Here is a 14,910-nt window from a genome sequence, read left to right as displayed (position 1 = left end):
CGGGACGTAAAGTTCGGATATGCGAATTACCGATGCGCATCGATGCAGATTCATCCCTCGATCAATCCACGACGGATCTCGTCTCGCGTCGGCCTTCCTCCCGCGCATTGCGCGGGCTCGATCTCCTCAACTTCACCCTCGCCGACGTGCGTGACGGGCTCGGCCCCTACCTCGCCATCTACCTGCTCGCCGTGCGCGGCCCCGAGCAGGGCTGGAACGAGGCCACGATCGGGCTGGTGATGACGATCGCGGGCATCGCCGGGCTGCTGGCCCAGACGCCCATGGGCGCCCTGATCGACCGGACCCACGCCAAGCGCAGCGTGGTGATCGCAGCGGCGGTGATTGTAACCCTGAGCTGTCTCGTCCTGCCCTGGATCTCGAATTTCACCCTGGTGGCCGGCACGCAGGCGCTGGCCAGCATGGCGGGTGCCGTCTTCGCGCCCGCGCTGACCGGGATCACGCTCGGCATCGTCGGGCCGCGATTGTTCGCGAAGCGCATCGGCCGCAACGAGGGTTTCAACCATGCCGGCAACGCGGTTTCGGCGCTGCTGGCAGGCGGGCTCGCCTATGTCTTCGGTCCCGTGGTGGTGTTCTGGCTGATGGGCCTTCTCGCGGCCTGCTCCATCGTCGCGATGCTGATGGTGCCGGCCGAGGAAATCGACAACGACCTCGCCCGCGGCCTCGACTGTTCGGCGGACCGGACCTGCGAACAGCCCTCGGGCCTCAACCTGCTGCTGCGCAACCGGCACCTGCTGCTGTTCGCGGTTCTCTGCGCCGCGTTCCACCTCGCCAACGCGGCGATGCTGCCCTCCGTCGGGCAATTGCTCACCAAGGTCGTGGGCAAGGACAACGCGACCTCGCTGATCGCGGTCTGCATCGTCGCGGCGCAGTGCGTGATGGTGCCGATGGCGGTGCTGGTCGGCGCGAGGGCCGACAGCTTCGGGCGCAAGCCGATCTTCCTCGTCGCCTTCGGCGTGCTGGCCCTGCGCGGCGTGCTCTACACGTTCTCCGACAATCCCTTCTATCTCGTCGCGGTGCAGTGCCTCGACGGCGTCGGCGCCGGCATCTACGGCGCGCTGTTCCCGATCGTCGTGGCCGACCTCACCCGCGGCACCGGCCGCTTCAACGTCGCCCAGGGTGCGGCAGCCACCGCCCAGGGTCTCGGCGCGGCGCTGAGCGCGACCCTGGCCGGTGTAGTCATCGTCGGCGCGGGCTACGCGGCGGCCTTCCTCGTGCTTGCGGCGATCGCGGCGGCCGGCTTCGCGGTCTACCTGTTGTTCATGCCCGAGACGCTCGGCTACCAGCCGCGCCCGACCGACGCGCCGCCGAGGACGCCCGCGACACCGCTCGCGACGCCGGCGGAGTAGCATTGGCCGTGCCCGTGACAGGCCGCCACCTGCCTCACCGCTCCGGCGGGATCGAGTAGGTGCCGGTGGCGTGGCAGACGATAGCCTCGCTGCCCTGACTCCGGATCGCGACCTCGCCCACCGCGAGGCGCCGCCCGAGCTTCAGCAGCCGGCACTCGGCCACGAGGGCGGCGGGGCCGGGCCGGCGCAGGAAGTTGACGCTCAGGTTCGTCGTCACGGCCAGCGCCACCGGGCCGATATTGGCGAGGATCGCCGCGTAGAGCGCGTAATCGGCCAGCGCCATCATCGACGGGCCGGAGACCGTGCCGCCGGGGCGCAGATGGCGCTCGTGATAGTCGAGGCGCATCCGCGCGGAGAGCGGCCCCACCGCCTCCAGGTGGAAGTGGCGCCCACCCGCATTCATCTGCGGGAAATCGCGCTCCAGGAAGGAGGCGGTTTCCTCCAGGCTCATCACGGTCTCGCTCATGACCGAGCCTTGCAGCATGCCCGCGCTTAGCGGACAAGAGCGGCATGATCCCGACGATCGACAGCGCGCCCGAAGGCATCGCCACCCGGCACGACCGCTATCCCGATGCGCAGATCCGCGCCGTCCTGAAGGAAGCGCGCTCGATCGCGCTCGTCGGCGCCTCAGCCAACCCGGCCCGGCCGAGCTACATCGTCTTCAAGTATCTGGCCGAGCGCGGCTACACGGTGACGCCGGTCAATCCGGGTCTGGCCGGCCAGACCCTGCTCGGTCGCCCGGTGATCGCGCGGCTGTCCGACCTGACCGGGCCGGTCGACATGGTCGAGATCTTCCGCAATTCGGCCGCTGCCGGACCGCTGGTCGACGAGGCGCTGGCGCTGCCGATGCCGCCAAAAGTGATCTGGATGCAGCTCGGCGTGCGCGACGACGCGGCGGCGGCACGGGCCGAGGCGGCGGGCGTGACGGTCATCATGAACCGCTGCCCGAAGATCGAGTACGGCCGGCTCTCCGGCGAGATCGGCTGGACCGGCGTGAACTCCCGCATCCTCAGCGCGAAGAAGCCGCAGATGGCCAAGGGCGGCGTGCAGAAGCGAACGATCGAGGGGCCGTGAAACGGAAGCGCCCCCGGCCATAGACCGGGGCGCTTCGCAGCATGAGCCTGCGGCTCAGGCGACCGTCAGGCCGACATCGACGTTGCCGCGCGTCGCATTGGAGTACGGGCAGATCTGGTGGGCTGCCTCGACGAGGCGCTCGGCGTCCGCGCGGTCGAGACCCGGCAGGCTGACCTTGAGATCGGCGGTGATGCCGAAGCCGCCCTCGGAACGCGGACCGATGCCGACTTGGGCGGTCACCGTCGTGTCGGCCGGAACCTTCAGCTTGAGCTGGCCGCCGGCCACCTTCAGGGCGCCGATGAAGCAGGCCGAGTAGCCCGCCGCGAAGAGCTGCTCGGGGTTGGCGCCGGGGCCGCCCGCGCCGCCGAGCTCCTTCGGAGTCGAGAGCTGGACCTGGAAGCTGCCGTCCTCGGTGCGGGCGGAGCCGTCACGGCCGCCGGTGGCGGAGGCAGTGGTGCGGTACTTCACATCGACGGTCATGAACCTGTCCTCGTGATCGGGGTGAAACGGGGCCGATCGGTTCGGCTTAGGATCTCAATATCGACAAACTGGATTGCGCGCAATCTAAATTGTGCGCAATCCATTCGCTCGATGCATGGCTGCGCGCCCCAGGATCGAGCCTTTCCGCAGGTTCAGGCGTCGCGCCCGGTCTCGGGCATGGCAAGGATGGCGGCGAAGCTGATTCCGGCCGCCGCCGCGAGGTAAAGCCCGACAAGGCCGATGCCACCCCAGCCGGCAAGCCACTGCGCCGCGAAGGGTGCGCCCGACGCGCCGACGATGCCGGCGAGATTGTAGGTGACGGAGGCGCCGGTATAGCGCACCCGCGTCGGAAACAGTTCGGGCAGGAGCGCGCCCATCGGCCCGAAGATCCAGCCCATGGCGAAGAGCGCGAGGCAGAGGAAGCCAAGCACCAGGACGGGCTCGCCGCTGCCGAGCATCGGCCCGAGCACGGCGCCGAGAGCTCCCGTGACCGCGAGCCCCGAGAGCATCACGGGCCGGCGCCCGAACCGGTCGGCGGCCCAGCCCGAGAGCGGGATCGACAGCGCCATGAACAGGATCGCCACGCACTCGAACAGCAGGAAGGTCTTTCGCGGGTAGCCGAGCGTGCCGGTGCCGTAGCTCAGCGCGAACACCGTCGAGAGGTAGAACACGGCGTAGGCCGCCACCATCGCCAGCGTCCCGAGCAGCGTTGCGCGAAGATGCGCGGAAAAGATCGTAGCGAGCGGCACCCGCTCCGGCGGCGCCTGTTCGAGGGCGGCGCGGAAGGCCGGCGTCTCGGTGAGCTTGAGCCGGACGTAGAGCCCGACGCCGACGAGGGCGGCCGAGGCCAGGAACGGGAGCCGCCAGCCCCAGGCCTCGAAATCCGCCGGGCTCAAGGCGACGCTGAGCCCGAGAAACAAAAGGTTGGCGGCGATGAAGCCGATCGGTGCACCGAGCTGCGGGAAGATGCCGTAGAGCGCGCGGCGACCCGGCGGCGCGTTCTCGACCGCGAGCAGGGCCGCCCCGCCCCATTCCCCGCCGAAGCCGACGCCCTGGCCGAAGCGAAGCAGGCAGAGCAAGGCCGGCGCCCACCAGCCGATGCTGGCATAGCCCGGCAGGCAGCCGATCAGGACTGTGGACACCCCCATGATCATCAGCGAGGCGACCAGTGTCGCCTTGCGGCCGATCCGGTCGCCGAAATGCCCGAAGGCCGCCGCCCCGACCGGCCGGGCGAGGAAGGCGATGGCGAAGGTGGCGAACGCCTGGAGCGTCTGAACGCCGGGCTCGCCCTGGGGGAAGAAGATCGGCCCGATCACCAGCGCGGCGGCGGTGGCGTAGATGTAGAAATCGTAGAATTCGATCGCGGTGCCGACGAAGCTCGCGGTCAGGATCCGGCGGGCGGACGGGGCGCTCATGGCAGGCGCGTTCGTGGAAGCAGCGCTCATGCGGCCGGAGGCTCCCACTGCCAGAATACGGTGCCGGTGAATTCGAAAACCGGCTCGCCGCGCTGATTCTCGGCCGTATTGTGATGCGTGGCGATGCCCCAACCGGGCCGCGAGGCGGACGCGCGCTTGTTCGTCAGCGTGCTGCTGTAGCGGATCGTGTCGCCGGCATAGACCGGCCGCAACCATCTCAGGTCCTTGAAGCCCGGCGAGGGACCGAGTTGCGGCACCGGGCCGGAGCGAGCAGTCAACGCGATGTCGCGGGCGAAGGTCGCGTTGAGCCGCTTCATCCAGACCGCAGCGGTCTGCCAGCCCGAGGCGCAGAGCGCGCCGAAATGCGTGGCCCGCGCGGCTTGCGGATCGAGATGGAAGATCTGTGGATCGTAGGCCCGCGCGAAGGCAATGATGTCGTCCGCCTCGAAGCGGTGAGCACCGAGTTCGCGGGTGACGCCGAGTTCGGCTTGAGCGAGGTAAGGCAGCGGCACCGCGTCGTCGGGCTCAGCCACGGGGCCGGTCGCCGTGGACAACTCGACCGGACGTGGTTCCGGCACGGCGCCGGCGCGGGCGAACAGGACGGCGAAGGCCTGTGTCATCACCGCCTCGCCGCGGCCGTTGGTCAGCGTCATCGCGAGCCGCGCCATGCCGCGGTCGGGCTTCGAGGACGAGGGACGAACCTCCTCGACACGCACCACGGCGCTCAGGGCATCGCCCGGCAGGACGGGCCTCAGCCAGCGCAGGTTGGCGATGCCGGGGGATCCCATCGAGGTGGCGTTCGACACCAGGGCCTGCGCGAGAAGGCGCATGCCGAGCGCCGCCGTCTGCCAACCGGAGCCGATCAGGCTCCCGACGAAGGTGTCCTTCGCTGCCGCCTCATCGAGATGGAAGGGCTGGGGATCGTAGAGGCGGGCAAAGGCGACGAGTTCGTCCCGGCTCACCGTGAGTGGCCCGGCCGTGAATTCCTGGCCGGGAGCGAGGTCGTCGAGGGAAAACAGAGCCATGGGATGCCGCATTGCGGAAAAGGTCCGCGCGTGGCTACATCATCGAAACGCCAAGCGCATCCGGGATGACTTCGAAGGCCCTCCTCACGGAACCGGCCTCACTTCATCAGCGCGTAGGCCTGGATCCCGGCGGGCGTCAGGAGCACGACGAAGAGCACCGGCAGGAAGAACAGGATCATCGGCACGGTCAGCTTCGGCGGCAGCGCCGCCGCCTTCTTCTCGGCCTCCGTCATGCGGAAATCACGGCTCTCCTGCGCCAGCACGCGCAGCGCCTGCCCCACCGGCGTGCCGTAGCGCTCGGCCTGCATCAGCGCCGTGGTGAGTGACTTGACGATCTCGAGACCCGTGCGCAGGGCAAGGTTCTCGTACGCGACCCGCCGCTCGGGAAGGAACGACAGCTCGGCGGTCAGCAGCGCCAGCTCCTCGGCGAGCACGGTCGACTGGCTCGCGATTTCAAGGCTGACCCGCCGGAAGGCGTTCTCGACCGACATGCCGGATTCGACGCAGATCAGGCACAGGTCGAGGGCGTCGGGCCAGGCGCGGCGGATCTCGGCCTGCCGCTTGGTCGTGATGTTCGACAGGTAGACTTCCGGCAGCTTGAGCCCGGCGAACCCGGCGGCGAGGACGAGGCCGGCCCGGATCGCCAGGGGCTGATCGAGCACCTGCAGCACGAACAGGTAGAACAAGGCGACGGCCGTGAGGACGATGGGCATCACGAGGCGGAAGAAGAGAAAGGCCGTTTCGGCGCTGGTCCCGCGATATCCCGCCTGAACCAGCTTGGCCTTGGCCGTCTCCGTGCCGAGCCAGCGGTTGAGATTGAACTGCTCGACGACCCGCTTCATGTAGGCCTTCGGCTCGACGCGCAGGCTGACGCGGTTGTTGAGCCGCTCGCGCTCGCGCTGGCGGATCTGCTCACGCTCGTCGCTGACGAGCTTCATCCGCTTGGCGAGTTGGTCACCTTCGAGCAGCGGCTGAACCAGGGTGAAGACCGTGGCGGCGGCGGCGATGCCGGTCAGCACGGCGGCGACGGTGCGCGGGGCGAGCGCGGTGTTGACGAAGTCGTCCAGCATCTCAGTCCAGCCCGTCCCTCACGGCGCGGCTCGCGCCGCCCATCCACCTGCCCCTCGGCGGGGCACTTGGCTCCTGTCCTCGCCGCCCGCCCAGGGCCGGATCAGACGTCGAAACTGATCATCTTCTTCATGACCAGCACGCCCGCCAGCATCCACAACCCGGAGATCACAAGGGCGATCTTGCCGACCGAGGTCGTCCACAGCAGCGACGTGTAATCCGGGCTCGACAGATAGGTGCCGCCGCCGATGAGGAACGGCAGGGCGCCGATGATGCCCGCGGAGACCTTGGCCTCCATGCTCATCGCATCGATCTTGCCGGCCATCTTCTTGCGCTCGCGCAGTACCCGCGACAGGTTGCTGAGCGCCTCGGACAGGTTGCCACCGGCCTTCTGCTGGATGCCGATCACGATGGAAAAGAAGTTCACCTCGGTCACGGGCACCCGCTCGTACATACGCAGGATCGCATCCGCCATCGGCAGGCCGAGCGCCTGCGCTTCGATCGCCACCCGGAACTCGCTGCGCAACGGCTCCTTCGCCTCGCGCGAGATCATGCGCAGGCAGTCGCCCAGCGGAATACCGGAGCGAAGGCCGCGCACCACCACGTCCATGGCGTTGGGCAATTCCTCGACGAAGGCCGCCACACGCCGCTTCTGCCGCCACTTGAGCATCCAGGCGGGCAGGCCGAATCCGCCGGCAAAAAGCGCGAGCAGGCCGACGATCACGTTGTGGGAAACGAGGATCGCAGCGAGCGCGAGGACGGCCGCCATGATCCCGGAGACGACGTAGTATTTCTGGCGCGTCCAATCGAGGCCGGCGCGGGCGATGCGCAGCTCGAGGGTGACCTTGGTCTTGTCCTTTTTCGCCTCCAGCTCCTTGAGGCTTTTCGCAACCTGCTCGCGGCGGTTGGCGGCGGCGCCGCGCTCGGCCAGCACCGAGCGCGGCTGGCCCAAGGCCTTGCGACGCTGCTCCGCCCGGCGCTCGCCGGCGAGCAACGGCATCAGGAACACGTAGGCGAGCGAGCCGGCGGCCACCGCCACGAGGCCGGCCGCGAGAGGGGCGTTGAACGCGCTCACAGCGGCTGCTCCACGGTGTCGGCGGCGGCGTCGAGGGCCGCGGCCAGGGCCCGCTCCTCGCCGTAGTAGCGCGCCCGCTCCCAGAAGCGCGGACGACCGATTCCCGTCGAGCGGTGGCGGCCGATCAGACGCCCGTTCGCATCCTCGCCGAGCACGTCGTAGACGAACAGGTCCTGGGTGATGATGACATCGCCCTCCATCCCCATCACCTCCGTGATGTGGGTGATGCGTCGCGAGCCGTCGCGCATACGCATCGCCTGGATGATGACGTCGACGGAGCCCGTGATCATCTCGCGAAGCGTCCGCGAGGGCAGCGAGAAGCCGCCCATGGTGATCATCGATTCGATACGCGCGAGGCATTCGCGCGGGGAGTTGGCGTGCAGCGTGCCCATCGAGCCGTCGTGGCCGGTGTTCATCGCCTGCAGCAGGTCGAAGGCTTCCGGTCCGCGCACCTCGCCGACGATGATGCGCTCGGGGCGCATGCGCAGGCAGTTCTTGACGAGGTCGCGCATCGTGACCTGGCCCTGGCCCTCCAGGTTCGGCGGCCGGGTCTCAAGGCGCACGACGTGCGGCTGCTGAAGCTGAAGCTCGGCGGCGTCCTCGCAGGTGATGACGCGCTCGTCGTGCTCGATGAAGGCGGTGAGGCAGTTGAGCAGCGTCGTCTTGCCCGAGCCGGTGCCGCCCGAGATCACCACGTTGCAGCGGACCTTGCCGATGATCTGCAGGATCTTCGCGCCCTCGGGCGAGATCGCCCCGAAGCGCACGAGCTGATCGAGGGTGAGCTTGTCCTTCTTGAATTTACGAATGGTCAGCGCCGGCCCGTCGATGGCCAGCGGTGGCGCGATGACGTTGACGCGGGAGCCGTCGGGCAGGCGCGCATCGCAGATCGGCGAGGACTCGTCCACGCGCCGGCCGACCTGGCTGACGATCCGCTGGCAGATGTTCATCAGTTGCTGGTTGTCGCGGAAGCGCACGGAGGTGAGCTGGATCTTGCCGGCGACCTCGATGAAGGTCCGGTCCGCGCCGTTCACCATCACGTCGGCGATGTCGTCGCGGGCCAGCAGCGGCTCCAGCGGACCGTAGCCGAGCACGTCGTTGCAGATATCGTCGAGCAGCTCCTCCTGCTCGGCGATCGACAGCACGATGTTCTTGAGGCCGATGATCTCCGAGACGATGTCGCGGATCTCCTCCCGCGCCGCCTCGCCCTCGAGCCGGGCGAGCTGCGCGAGATCGATGGCTTCGATCAGCGCGCCGAAGATCATGCTCTTCGTGCGGAAATAGTCCTCGGACTTCGGCAACGGCGCCTGGGGCACCGGGCTGCGCGGCGGCTCGGGGCGGGCGCGCACGGTCTCCTGCTGGAGAATTGGCGGGGCAGCCGCCGCCGGCCCGGCTGCCGAGGGGGCCGGAGCGGGAGCCGATGCGGCGTTGGAGCGTCGACCGAACATGGCGCCGCGCCTTCAGCAGTCTTGAGAGGAAAGAGCGCGGGCCACCGTCAGGACGCCTTCTTGCGGGTCAGCCGGGCGAGCAGCGGTTCCAGGAGATTCGCCCTGGCACGACGGATCTCGGCCCGGCCGGTCACCGCCGCGGCGAGTTCGGAGAAGATCTCCGCGGGCTTCGAGCCGGCCTGCACTTCGGCGATCATCTGGCCGTTATTGGCCGCGGTCCCGAACAGAGCCGGGTCGAAGGGGATGACCGCCTGAAGCGGCACGTCGAGCGCCTTGGCGAACTCGGCGGCCGCGATCTCCGGCCGCTTGGGCATGCCGACGCCGTTGAGGACGACCCGGGCCCGCGCGTCGTTGGGACGCTGCTGGTGCAGCAGCGCCAGCAGGTTCTTCACATTGCGCAAACCCGCTAGGTCGGGGGCGGAGACGATCAGGATCTCGTCGGCGCCGACCAGCACGCGCCGGCTCCAGGCGCTCCATTGATGCGGCACGTCGAGGACGATACAGGGCACCGTTGCCCGCAGAAGGTCGGTCAGCGCGTCGAAGGCCGGTTCGATCAGGTCGACCGTGCGGTCGAGGGTGGCCGGCGCCGAGAGCAGGCTGAGATTGTCGGCGCATTTCGACAGCAATCGGTCGAGCAGGTTGGCATCCAGGCGCTCGGGCGCGAACACCGCCTCGGCGATGCCCTGCGGCGGGTCCTGATTGAAGTTGAGCCCCGCCGTGCCGAAGGCCACGTCGAGATCGGCGATGACGGTGGCAGTGCCGTGCTCGCGCGCCACCGTCCAGGCGAGGTTATGAGCGATCGTAGAGCTGCCGACCCCACCCCGCGCGCCGTAGACGGCGATGGTGCGCCCGATCGGCTTGGCACCCGGCGCGGCGAACAGATCCGAGACCGCGGCGATCAGGCCGACCGGCTCGACCGGAGCCATCAGATACTCGCTGACGCCGCGCTGGATGAACTGCCGGTAGAGCAGCACGTCGTTGACATGGCCGATCACGAGCACCTTGGTGCCCTCGTCGCAGACCTCGGCGAGCTGATCGAGGCATTCGAGCGGCCGCGACTTGAGGCCGAGGAACTCGATCACGATGACGTTGGGCGTCGGGGCGTGCCGATAGGCCTCCAGGGCCGCGGCGCCTCCGCCCATCTGCACCTTCACGTGAGCCTTCTGCATCCGCCGATCGGACGCGGTGCCCTCGATCATCGCCGCCGTCTCCGGCGACTCGCAGAAAGCCTGGATCGTGATGCGCGGGACCGGGGCGATGGTTCGCTCTGAGGCCTCGTGAGTGTCCGGCATGATGCGTGGGTTCCGGATTTTATGCCGAGGAGGGCGCGGCCGGGAATCGACAGGGGTTGGAGAGGACCGCGGACAGGCGGCCAACGCGGCTACTGGCTCTTCACTTCGCTGCTGACATTGGTTTTTCCATCTTGCCGCCATTGGGTTGATGGATCCTTGCCCTCGCGAAGCTGACCGATGTCCTGGGTGCGCCGGACCGTATCGATGCGGCCCTCGGACCGGCCGCGGACGAGGTCGATCGGGTCGGCCACCTGGGCGGCGACATTCGACTGCATCGCGCAACCGAAGTTCCAGGCCGGCTCGTTCGACCAATTGGCGCGCAGGTCACTGGCGCCGAGATCGCGCGGCCAGAGCCCGCATTTGTCGGCGACCTTGGCCTGCATCCGCTGAAAGCTCAGCCGCACCGGCGAGGCCAGGGTCGGGCTCGCCACCGGGTAGTGAACCATACGCAGGCCGCCGAATGGGACGCCCATCTGCGCCGCAAGATGCCGGATCGCCTCGCCGGTGCGCGTAACAGGCCCGGCCAGGGCCGGGGACACGCCGTGTGGCAGTTCGACGACGAGAATGCCGCGGCCGTAGCGGCGATATTCCACGAAAAACGTCTCGAGATCGGCGCGCTGGCGCGGATCGATATGGCCGATCCCGGTTGGGAAGATGTCGAGGCTGCGGTCGGCATCCGCCAGCACGATCGGGTGCCGGGTCCGCAGGTCGACCGGGTAGGTCGAGCCGGTGGTGGCGACACGTTCCGCGCGGCAGGCGCCGAGCCCGGCAGCCACGAGGAGGACGGCGGCAACCGGCCGGACGCGGGAGAGAGAGGGCCAGGTGGAGAGGGACATCGGGCTTCGATCCTGCTGGACGGGGGTCAGTCGGCGATGAAGCCGACGCGGCCGCGATAGGCCGGCCCGAGGGTGCTGCCGCCGACCGTGCCGTAGATCTTGTTCAGGCGCCCGAGCAGCACTGCCTGCCCGTCCGGGGCGTCGACGAAGCCGTCATCGGGCCGCTGGACCTGCCGCGCCTCCATCGGCTGCGCGATGTAGGGCGTGACCATGATCATCAGCTCGGTCTCATCGCGCTGGTAGTCGCGCGAGCGGAACAGGGCTCCGAGAATCGGAAGGTTCATCAGCCCGGGCAAGCCGGAAATCGCGGCGCGGTTCTTCTGCTGGATCAGGCCTGCGGTCATCATCGTCGCGCCAGAGGCGAGTTCGACCGTGGTCTCGGAGCTGCGCTTCGTCGTGCCTGGAACCGGTGTCGGACGATTGTTCAAGTAGTAGGTGAAGCTGTTGGCAGGATCGAGATCGATGACGTCGGTTGCGATCCGGACCGAGATGCGGTTCTCCGCCATGACGACGGGCGTGAAGGACAGGCTCACGCCATAGGGCTTGTAGGTCAGCGCCACGACGCAGCCCTGACTGACCGATGTCCCGATCGAAACGGTCGAGGCGGCGGCACAGCTCATCGGGACCGGGATCTCGCCGCCCGCGGTGAACTTCGCCGACTCGCCCGAGATCGCCGTCAGCGTCGGCTCGGCGAGGATGCGAGACACGCCGGCCTGCTCGAAGGCCCGCAAGGTGGCTCGAAACGAGAAGCCGCCGGTCCGGACCGACGCGGTGATGGCGTTGGCGTCGGGCGAACGTGAACCGGTCAGCGGGAAGCCCGTGTCATTGTTGAAGGCATTCCCACCCAATGGATTCAGAGCGGACCAACTGCCGCTTGTACTGATACCGAACTGCTTCAGAACCGTACGGGCCACCTCGACCACCGTGACGCGGATCATCACCTGATCCTTGTTGCGGATCGTCAGGTTGTTGATGACGGCGCCGCGGACCCCCGTCCCGGCACCGGCCCCCAGGCCGACGAAGGCGTTTGCAATGTCGAGCGCTTGCTGCGCTTCCGAAGCCGAGTTCACGCTGCCCGAGAGGACGAGCGATTCGCCCACCGCCTTCACGTCGAACCGGCCGCCGGGCAGGCTCTGCTGCAGCGACTGCCGCAGCACGTTGATGTCGCGGGCGATGGTGACGTCGAGCGCCGCGATCTGGCGCCCGTCGGCATCCATCACGAAGATCGAGGTGGCGCCGTTGTCGATGCCGATCAGGAACAGTTTGCGGCTGGAGCGGACGACCGCGTTCGCAACCGCCGGATTGGCCACGAACACCTCCTTGGCGTCACGCGGCAGATCGACGATCAGCGAGCGCCCCTTGCTCAGCTCGACCCGGCGGGAAACGGCGGCCTCGCTCGGCCCGATCGTCAGAACCGGTGACGCCGTGGCAGGATTGGACTGCGCCGAGACCGAGCCGCACAGGGCGGCCGAAGCGAGACAGGCGCCGGAGAGCAGGGCAAGGATGAGGCCGCGGAAGTGAAGGGGGGTGGTCATCGGTCCTGTCCTCACCGGCGCTGCTGCTTGGCGACGCCGAATCGCACAACGGTCAAGGGGCCCTCGGGCGGCAAGTCCCCTTCCTCGGAGATGGCAGCGGTCCGGGCGGAATCCTGGATGCTGCGCAGAACGAGGGAGAGCTGCCCGATCTTCTGGGCCAGCGTGACGGCCTCGGCCTGGGCCGGCGTGAGCGCGAGGGTGGCCGTCTCGGCCGTCACGACGTTGGCGCCGTTCTTTTCTTGCACGATCTGGCCGACGGCGAGCACGCGCACATTGGTCAGCAGGGTTTCAGCGAATTGCTCGCTCCCCTCGCTGCTGGTCTTGATGACGTCGACATGGTCGTTCGGCAGGATGAAGCCGCCAGCCGAACTCGATCCACGGGTATCGGTCGTGATCGCCACCGCGCGCATGCCCGGCGGCAGGATCGCCGACATGAATCCGCTGCCGGCCTTGACCAGACGCTCGGGCCGGATCGGCTCGTTGGCCGAGAAGCCGGTGCGGATGATCGCGCCGACCGAATCCTCAAGCCCTTTCGGAGCGTTGCGACGGTCGATCAGGCCCGGCGAGATCGCCTGCTCCGGCCAGGGCATCCAGCGCAGATCCTCGGGCTTGAGGGTCTGGCCCATGGGCAGCTCGGCCGCGGCGACCAGCACCTCGCTCATCGGGACGGGCGCGACGGGTTCGACCTTGGCGACGGGGGCAGGCTCGGGCGCCCGCTCCTCTCCGCGCATCAGCAGGGCCGCGCCGCAGCCCGCGACGAGTGCGATTCCCAGAACGGCGAGACGGGCTGGTTTCATGGGGGCGTGGAACCGTGGCGACGGCCCTGTCGCCGTCCGGTTCCGAGACTTGCCCGGGATTCGTCAAGTTAGGGTTAACCGAGCGTCACCGCCGACTTTTCAGTGCTGTCCCGATGGACGCCCGCGCGTAAACTGCCGAAACAAAAAAGGCCGCCCCGAAGGCGGCCCACGTGATCCGACGCGCCCTCCCCGTTCAAGGCCAGGCAAGCTGCTCCAGACCGACGGCATTCGGCAGCACCATCAGTGCGGCTGCGGCCAGCGCGATCCCATAAGGAACGCCGGTCTTCGTGTCGTGCAGATGAACGGCGAACGGGAGTTTCAGCGCAAGCTTCGGCAGCGGATACTTGCGGGCCAACACAATCGCGAGCGTCAGAGGCCCTCCGAGGATCGAGGCCACGACGAGATATTCCGGCAGATGTCCAAGCCCGATCCAGAGCGCGGTCGCCGCGGCGAGCTTGGCATCGCCGCCGCCGATCCACCCCCGCGCGAAGAAAGCGAAGGTGATGACCAGGGTCAGAATTCCGGCCGCAAGATGCCAGAGCAGGTCGTCCCACGTCATACCGGAGGCGACGGCGTAGAGAACGAACGCAGCGAAGACGAGACCCGTGAGGCGGTTTGAAATCCGCATCGTCAGCAGGTCGCTGGCCGCAGCATAGGCCATGAGAAAGGGAAAGAGGACGCACAGAAGAAGGTAGGCGGCCATATCCGACACCGTCACGGTTCCTTCGCGATCTGCTCGTCGCTCCCATCCGCTCCCGCTCTTGTCCGGCATACCGGTCATACGGAGCCTGGGCATCCCCTCGGATGTCGATCGTCAGCGGGATGATTTCGTCTGAGCCCAACGCCGGCGACGGTGCCCCGTCGGAACGGAGCACCGCCTGAGAGCGAGAGGGAGGATGTCCTTCACGCCTCGAAAGCTGTTGTCGCCTCGCCGAAAGATTACTTCGCGCCCAGCTTAGCAGCCTGGGTGTTCAGGCCAGAACCGAGGGTCTCGAAGGCAAGAGACAGCTTGCTGCCGAAGCTGGCGAAGATGCCAACGATGGCGATACCCACCATGGTAGCAACCATGCCATACTCGATGGCAGTCGCGCCGGACTCGTCAGAGATGAAGCTCTTGGCAATGTTCTTCACGATGATCTCCACTCGTCTTGATCTAATGGACGACCGTCGGAAGTCTGTAGAGGCCCCGATCGGCGACAGGTCGAGATGTAGTCCCGACGCGTTGCATTTGCGTTAAATCGATCTCCCAACCAAGCCTTCTGTCCGGCGTTTGCCGCGGTCAGTTAATGACGTATTGCAAAGATTCCTCGAATGGTCGGCATCGGGTCGCGCGGGCCGCAGTACGGACTGCCGAAGGCCGACGCATCGAATACGGTTAGCGCTTCCTTCATCAGTTTCCTGTTCCGTGCCGTGACGAGAGATGCGTCTGTTCCGGATGTGTGCCGCCGTCACGGCGCGGCCTCCGGCGGCAGGGACCGCACTCTGCGCGATCGGACCGACC

The 14,910-nt window shown here is 67.9% G+C and carries 15 protein-coding genes; 2 read left to right on the top strand and 13 right to left on the bottom strand.

From position 1 onward, the window contains the following. Positions 1-32: 32 nt before the first annotated feature. Positions 33-1,367, top strand: coding sequence for an MFS transporter (locus LPC10_RS12405; protein WP_231346932.1), 1,335 nt, complete (start codon positions 33-35; stop codon positions 1,365-1,367). 34 nt (positions 1,368-1,401) lie between these two features. Here the strand turns inward: LPC10_RS12405 and LPC10_RS12400 are convergent, their stop codons facing one another. After that, entirely contained in the window at positions 1,402-1,833 is a 432-nt protein-coding gene (locus tag LPC10_RS12400) for a PaaI family thioesterase (RefSeq protein WP_231346931.1), read from the bottom strand. A gap of 44 nt (positions 1,834-1,877) precedes the next feature. Between LPC10_RS12400 and LPC10_RS12395 the strand changes: the two genes are divergently transcribed. Next, positions 1,878-2,441: a CoA-binding protein gene (locus tag LPC10_RS12395; protein ID WP_231346930.1), complete on the top strand. Its 564-nt coding sequence runs from the start codon at positions 1,878-1,880 to the stop codon at positions 2,439-2,441. Positions 2,442-2,495: 54 nt separating this feature from the next. Here LPC10_RS12395 and LPC10_RS12390 read toward each other — a convergent pair whose 3' ends face one another. The 12 genes from LPC10_RS12390 to LPC10_RS12335 all read right to left on the bottom strand — a co-directional run bounded on the left by LPC10_RS12390 (position 2,496) and on the right by LPC10_RS12335 (position 14,540). Next, complete coding sequence (locus tag LPC10_RS12390; RefSeq protein ID WP_056192596.1) at positions 2,496-2,921, bottom strand: organic hydroperoxide resistance protein; 426 nt, start codon at positions 2,919-2,921, stop codon at positions 2,496-2,498. Positions 2,922-3,073: 152 nt separating this feature from the next. Then, positions 3,074-4,336: an MFS transporter gene (locus LPC10_RS12385; protein ID WP_231346929.1), complete on the bottom strand. Its 1,263-nt coding sequence runs from the start codon at positions 4,334-4,336 to the stop codon at positions 3,074-3,076. A 26-nt stretch (positions 4,337-4,362) separates the two neighbouring features. After that, on the bottom strand, positions 4,363-5,361 hold the full coding sequence (locus tag LPC10_RS12380) for a MaoC family dehydratase (RefSeq protein WP_231346928.1): 999 nt from the start codon (positions 5,359-5,361) through the stop codon (positions 4,363-4,365). A 98-nt stretch (positions 5,362-5,459) separates the two neighbouring features. Next, positions 5,460-6,431, bottom strand: a complete 972-nt coding sequence (locus LPC10_RS12375; RefSeq protein ID WP_231346927.1) for a type II secretion system F family protein — start codon at positions 6,429-6,431, stop codon at positions 5,460-5,462. A 101-nt stretch (positions 6,432-6,532) separates the two neighbouring features. Continuing rightward, entirely contained in the window at positions 6,533-7,504 is a 972-nt protein-coding gene (locus tag LPC10_RS12370) for a type II secretion system F family protein (protein WP_231346926.1), read from the bottom strand. Further along, positions 7,501-8,949, bottom strand: a complete 1,449-nt coding sequence (locus tag LPC10_RS12365) for a CpaF family protein (protein ID WP_231346925.1) — start codon at positions 8,947-8,949, stop codon at positions 7,501-7,503. Before LPC10_RS12365 ends, LPC10_RS12370 begins: the two co-directional genes overlap by 4 nt. 47 nt (positions 8,950-8,996) lie before the next feature. Continuing rightward, positions 8,997-10,241: an AAA family ATPase gene (locus LPC10_RS12360; protein WP_231346924.1), complete on the bottom strand. Its 1,245-nt coding sequence runs from the start codon at positions 10,239-10,241 to the stop codon at positions 8,997-8,999. A gap of 89 nt (positions 10,242-10,330) precedes the next feature. Beyond that, positions 10,331-11,077: a CpaD family pilus assembly protein gene (locus tag LPC10_RS12355; RefSeq protein ID WP_231346923.1), complete on the bottom strand. Its 747-nt coding sequence runs from the start codon at positions 11,075-11,077 to the stop codon at positions 10,331-10,333. Positions 11,078-11,103: 26 nt separating this feature from the next. After that, a complete protein-coding gene (locus tag LPC10_RS12350) occupies positions 11,104-12,612 on the bottom strand; it encodes a type II and III secretion system protein family protein (protein ID WP_231346922.1) in 1,509 nt (502 codons plus the stop codon). Between the two features lie 11 nt (positions 12,613-12,623). Beyond that, positions 12,624-13,409: a Flp pilus assembly protein CpaB gene (gene cpaB / locus LPC10_RS12345; RefSeq protein WP_231346921.1), complete on the bottom strand. Its 786-nt coding sequence runs from the start codon at positions 13,407-13,409 to the stop codon at positions 12,624-12,626. A gap of 193 nt (positions 13,410-13,602) precedes the next feature. Continuing rightward, a complete protein-coding gene (locus LPC10_RS12340) occupies positions 13,603-14,112 on the bottom strand; it encodes a prepilin peptidase (protein ID WP_231347024.1) in 510 nt (169 codons plus the stop codon). Positions 14,113-14,348: 236 nt separating this feature from the next. Then, a complete protein-coding gene (locus LPC10_RS12335; protein WP_231346920.1) occupies positions 14,349-14,540 on the bottom strand; it encodes a Flp family type IVb pilin in 192 nt (63 codons plus the stop codon). Positions 14,541-14,910: the final 370 nt, after the last annotated feature.

It is taken from the genome of Methylorubrum sp. B1-46, assembly GCF_021117295.1.
Classification (GTDB): Bacteria; Pseudomonadota; Alphaproteobacteria; order Rhizobiales; family Beijerinckiaceae; genus Methylobacterium.
The sequence above is the reverse complement of the archived record's forward strand: the minus strand, read 5'-3'. Positions and strand labels throughout refer to the sequence as shown.

Coding starts and splice junctions, on each gene's coding strand:
- LPC10_RS12405 (WP_231346932.1), top strand. CDS start 33: ATGCGCATCGATGCAGATTCATCCCTCGATCAATCCACGACGGATCTC.
- LPC10_RS12400 (WP_231346931.1), bottom strand. CDS start 1,833: ATGAGCGAGACCGTGATGAGCCTGGAGGAAACCGCCTCCTTCCTGGAG.
- LPC10_RS12395 (WP_231346930.1), top strand. CDS start 1,878: ATGATCCCGACGATCGACAGCGCGCCCGAAGGCATCGCCACCCGGCAC.
- LPC10_RS12390 (WP_056192596.1), bottom strand. CDS start 2,921: ATGACCGTCGATGTGAAGTACCGCACCACTGCCTCCGCCACCGGCGGC.
- LPC10_RS12385 (WP_231346929.1), bottom strand. CDS start 4,336: ATGAGCGCCCCGTCCGCCCGCCGGATCCTGACCGCGAGCTTCGTCGGC.
- LPC10_RS12380 (WP_231346928.1), bottom strand. CDS start 5,361: ATGGCTCTGTTTTCCCTCGACGACCTCGCTCCCGGCCAGGAATTCACG.
- LPC10_RS12375 (WP_231346927.1), bottom strand. CDS start 6,431: ATGCTGGACGACTTCGTCAACACCGCGCTCGCCCCGCGCACCGTCGCC.
- LPC10_RS12365 (WP_231346925.1), bottom strand. CDS start 8,949: ATGTTCGGTCGACGCTCCAACGCCGCATCGGCTCCCGCTCCGGCCCCC.
- LPC10_RS12360 (WP_231346924.1), bottom strand. CDS start 10,241: ATGCCGGACACTCACGAGGCCTCAGAGCGAACCATCGCCCCGGTCCCG.
- LPC10_RS12355 (WP_231346923.1), bottom strand. CDS start 11,077: ATGTCCCTCTCCACCTGGCCCTCTCTCTCCCGCGTCCGGCCGGTTGCC.
- LPC10_RS12350 (WP_231346922.1), bottom strand. CDS start 12,612: ATGACCACCCCCCTTCACTTCCGCGGCCTCATCCTTGCCCTGCTCTCC.
- cpaB (WP_231346921.1), bottom strand. CDS start 13,409: ATGAAACCAGCCCGTCTCGCCGTTCTGGGAATCGCACTCGTCGCGGGC.
- LPC10_RS12340 (WP_231347024.1), bottom strand. CDS start 14,112: ATGGCCGCCTACCTTCTTCTGTGCGTCCTCTTTCCCTTTCTCATGGCC.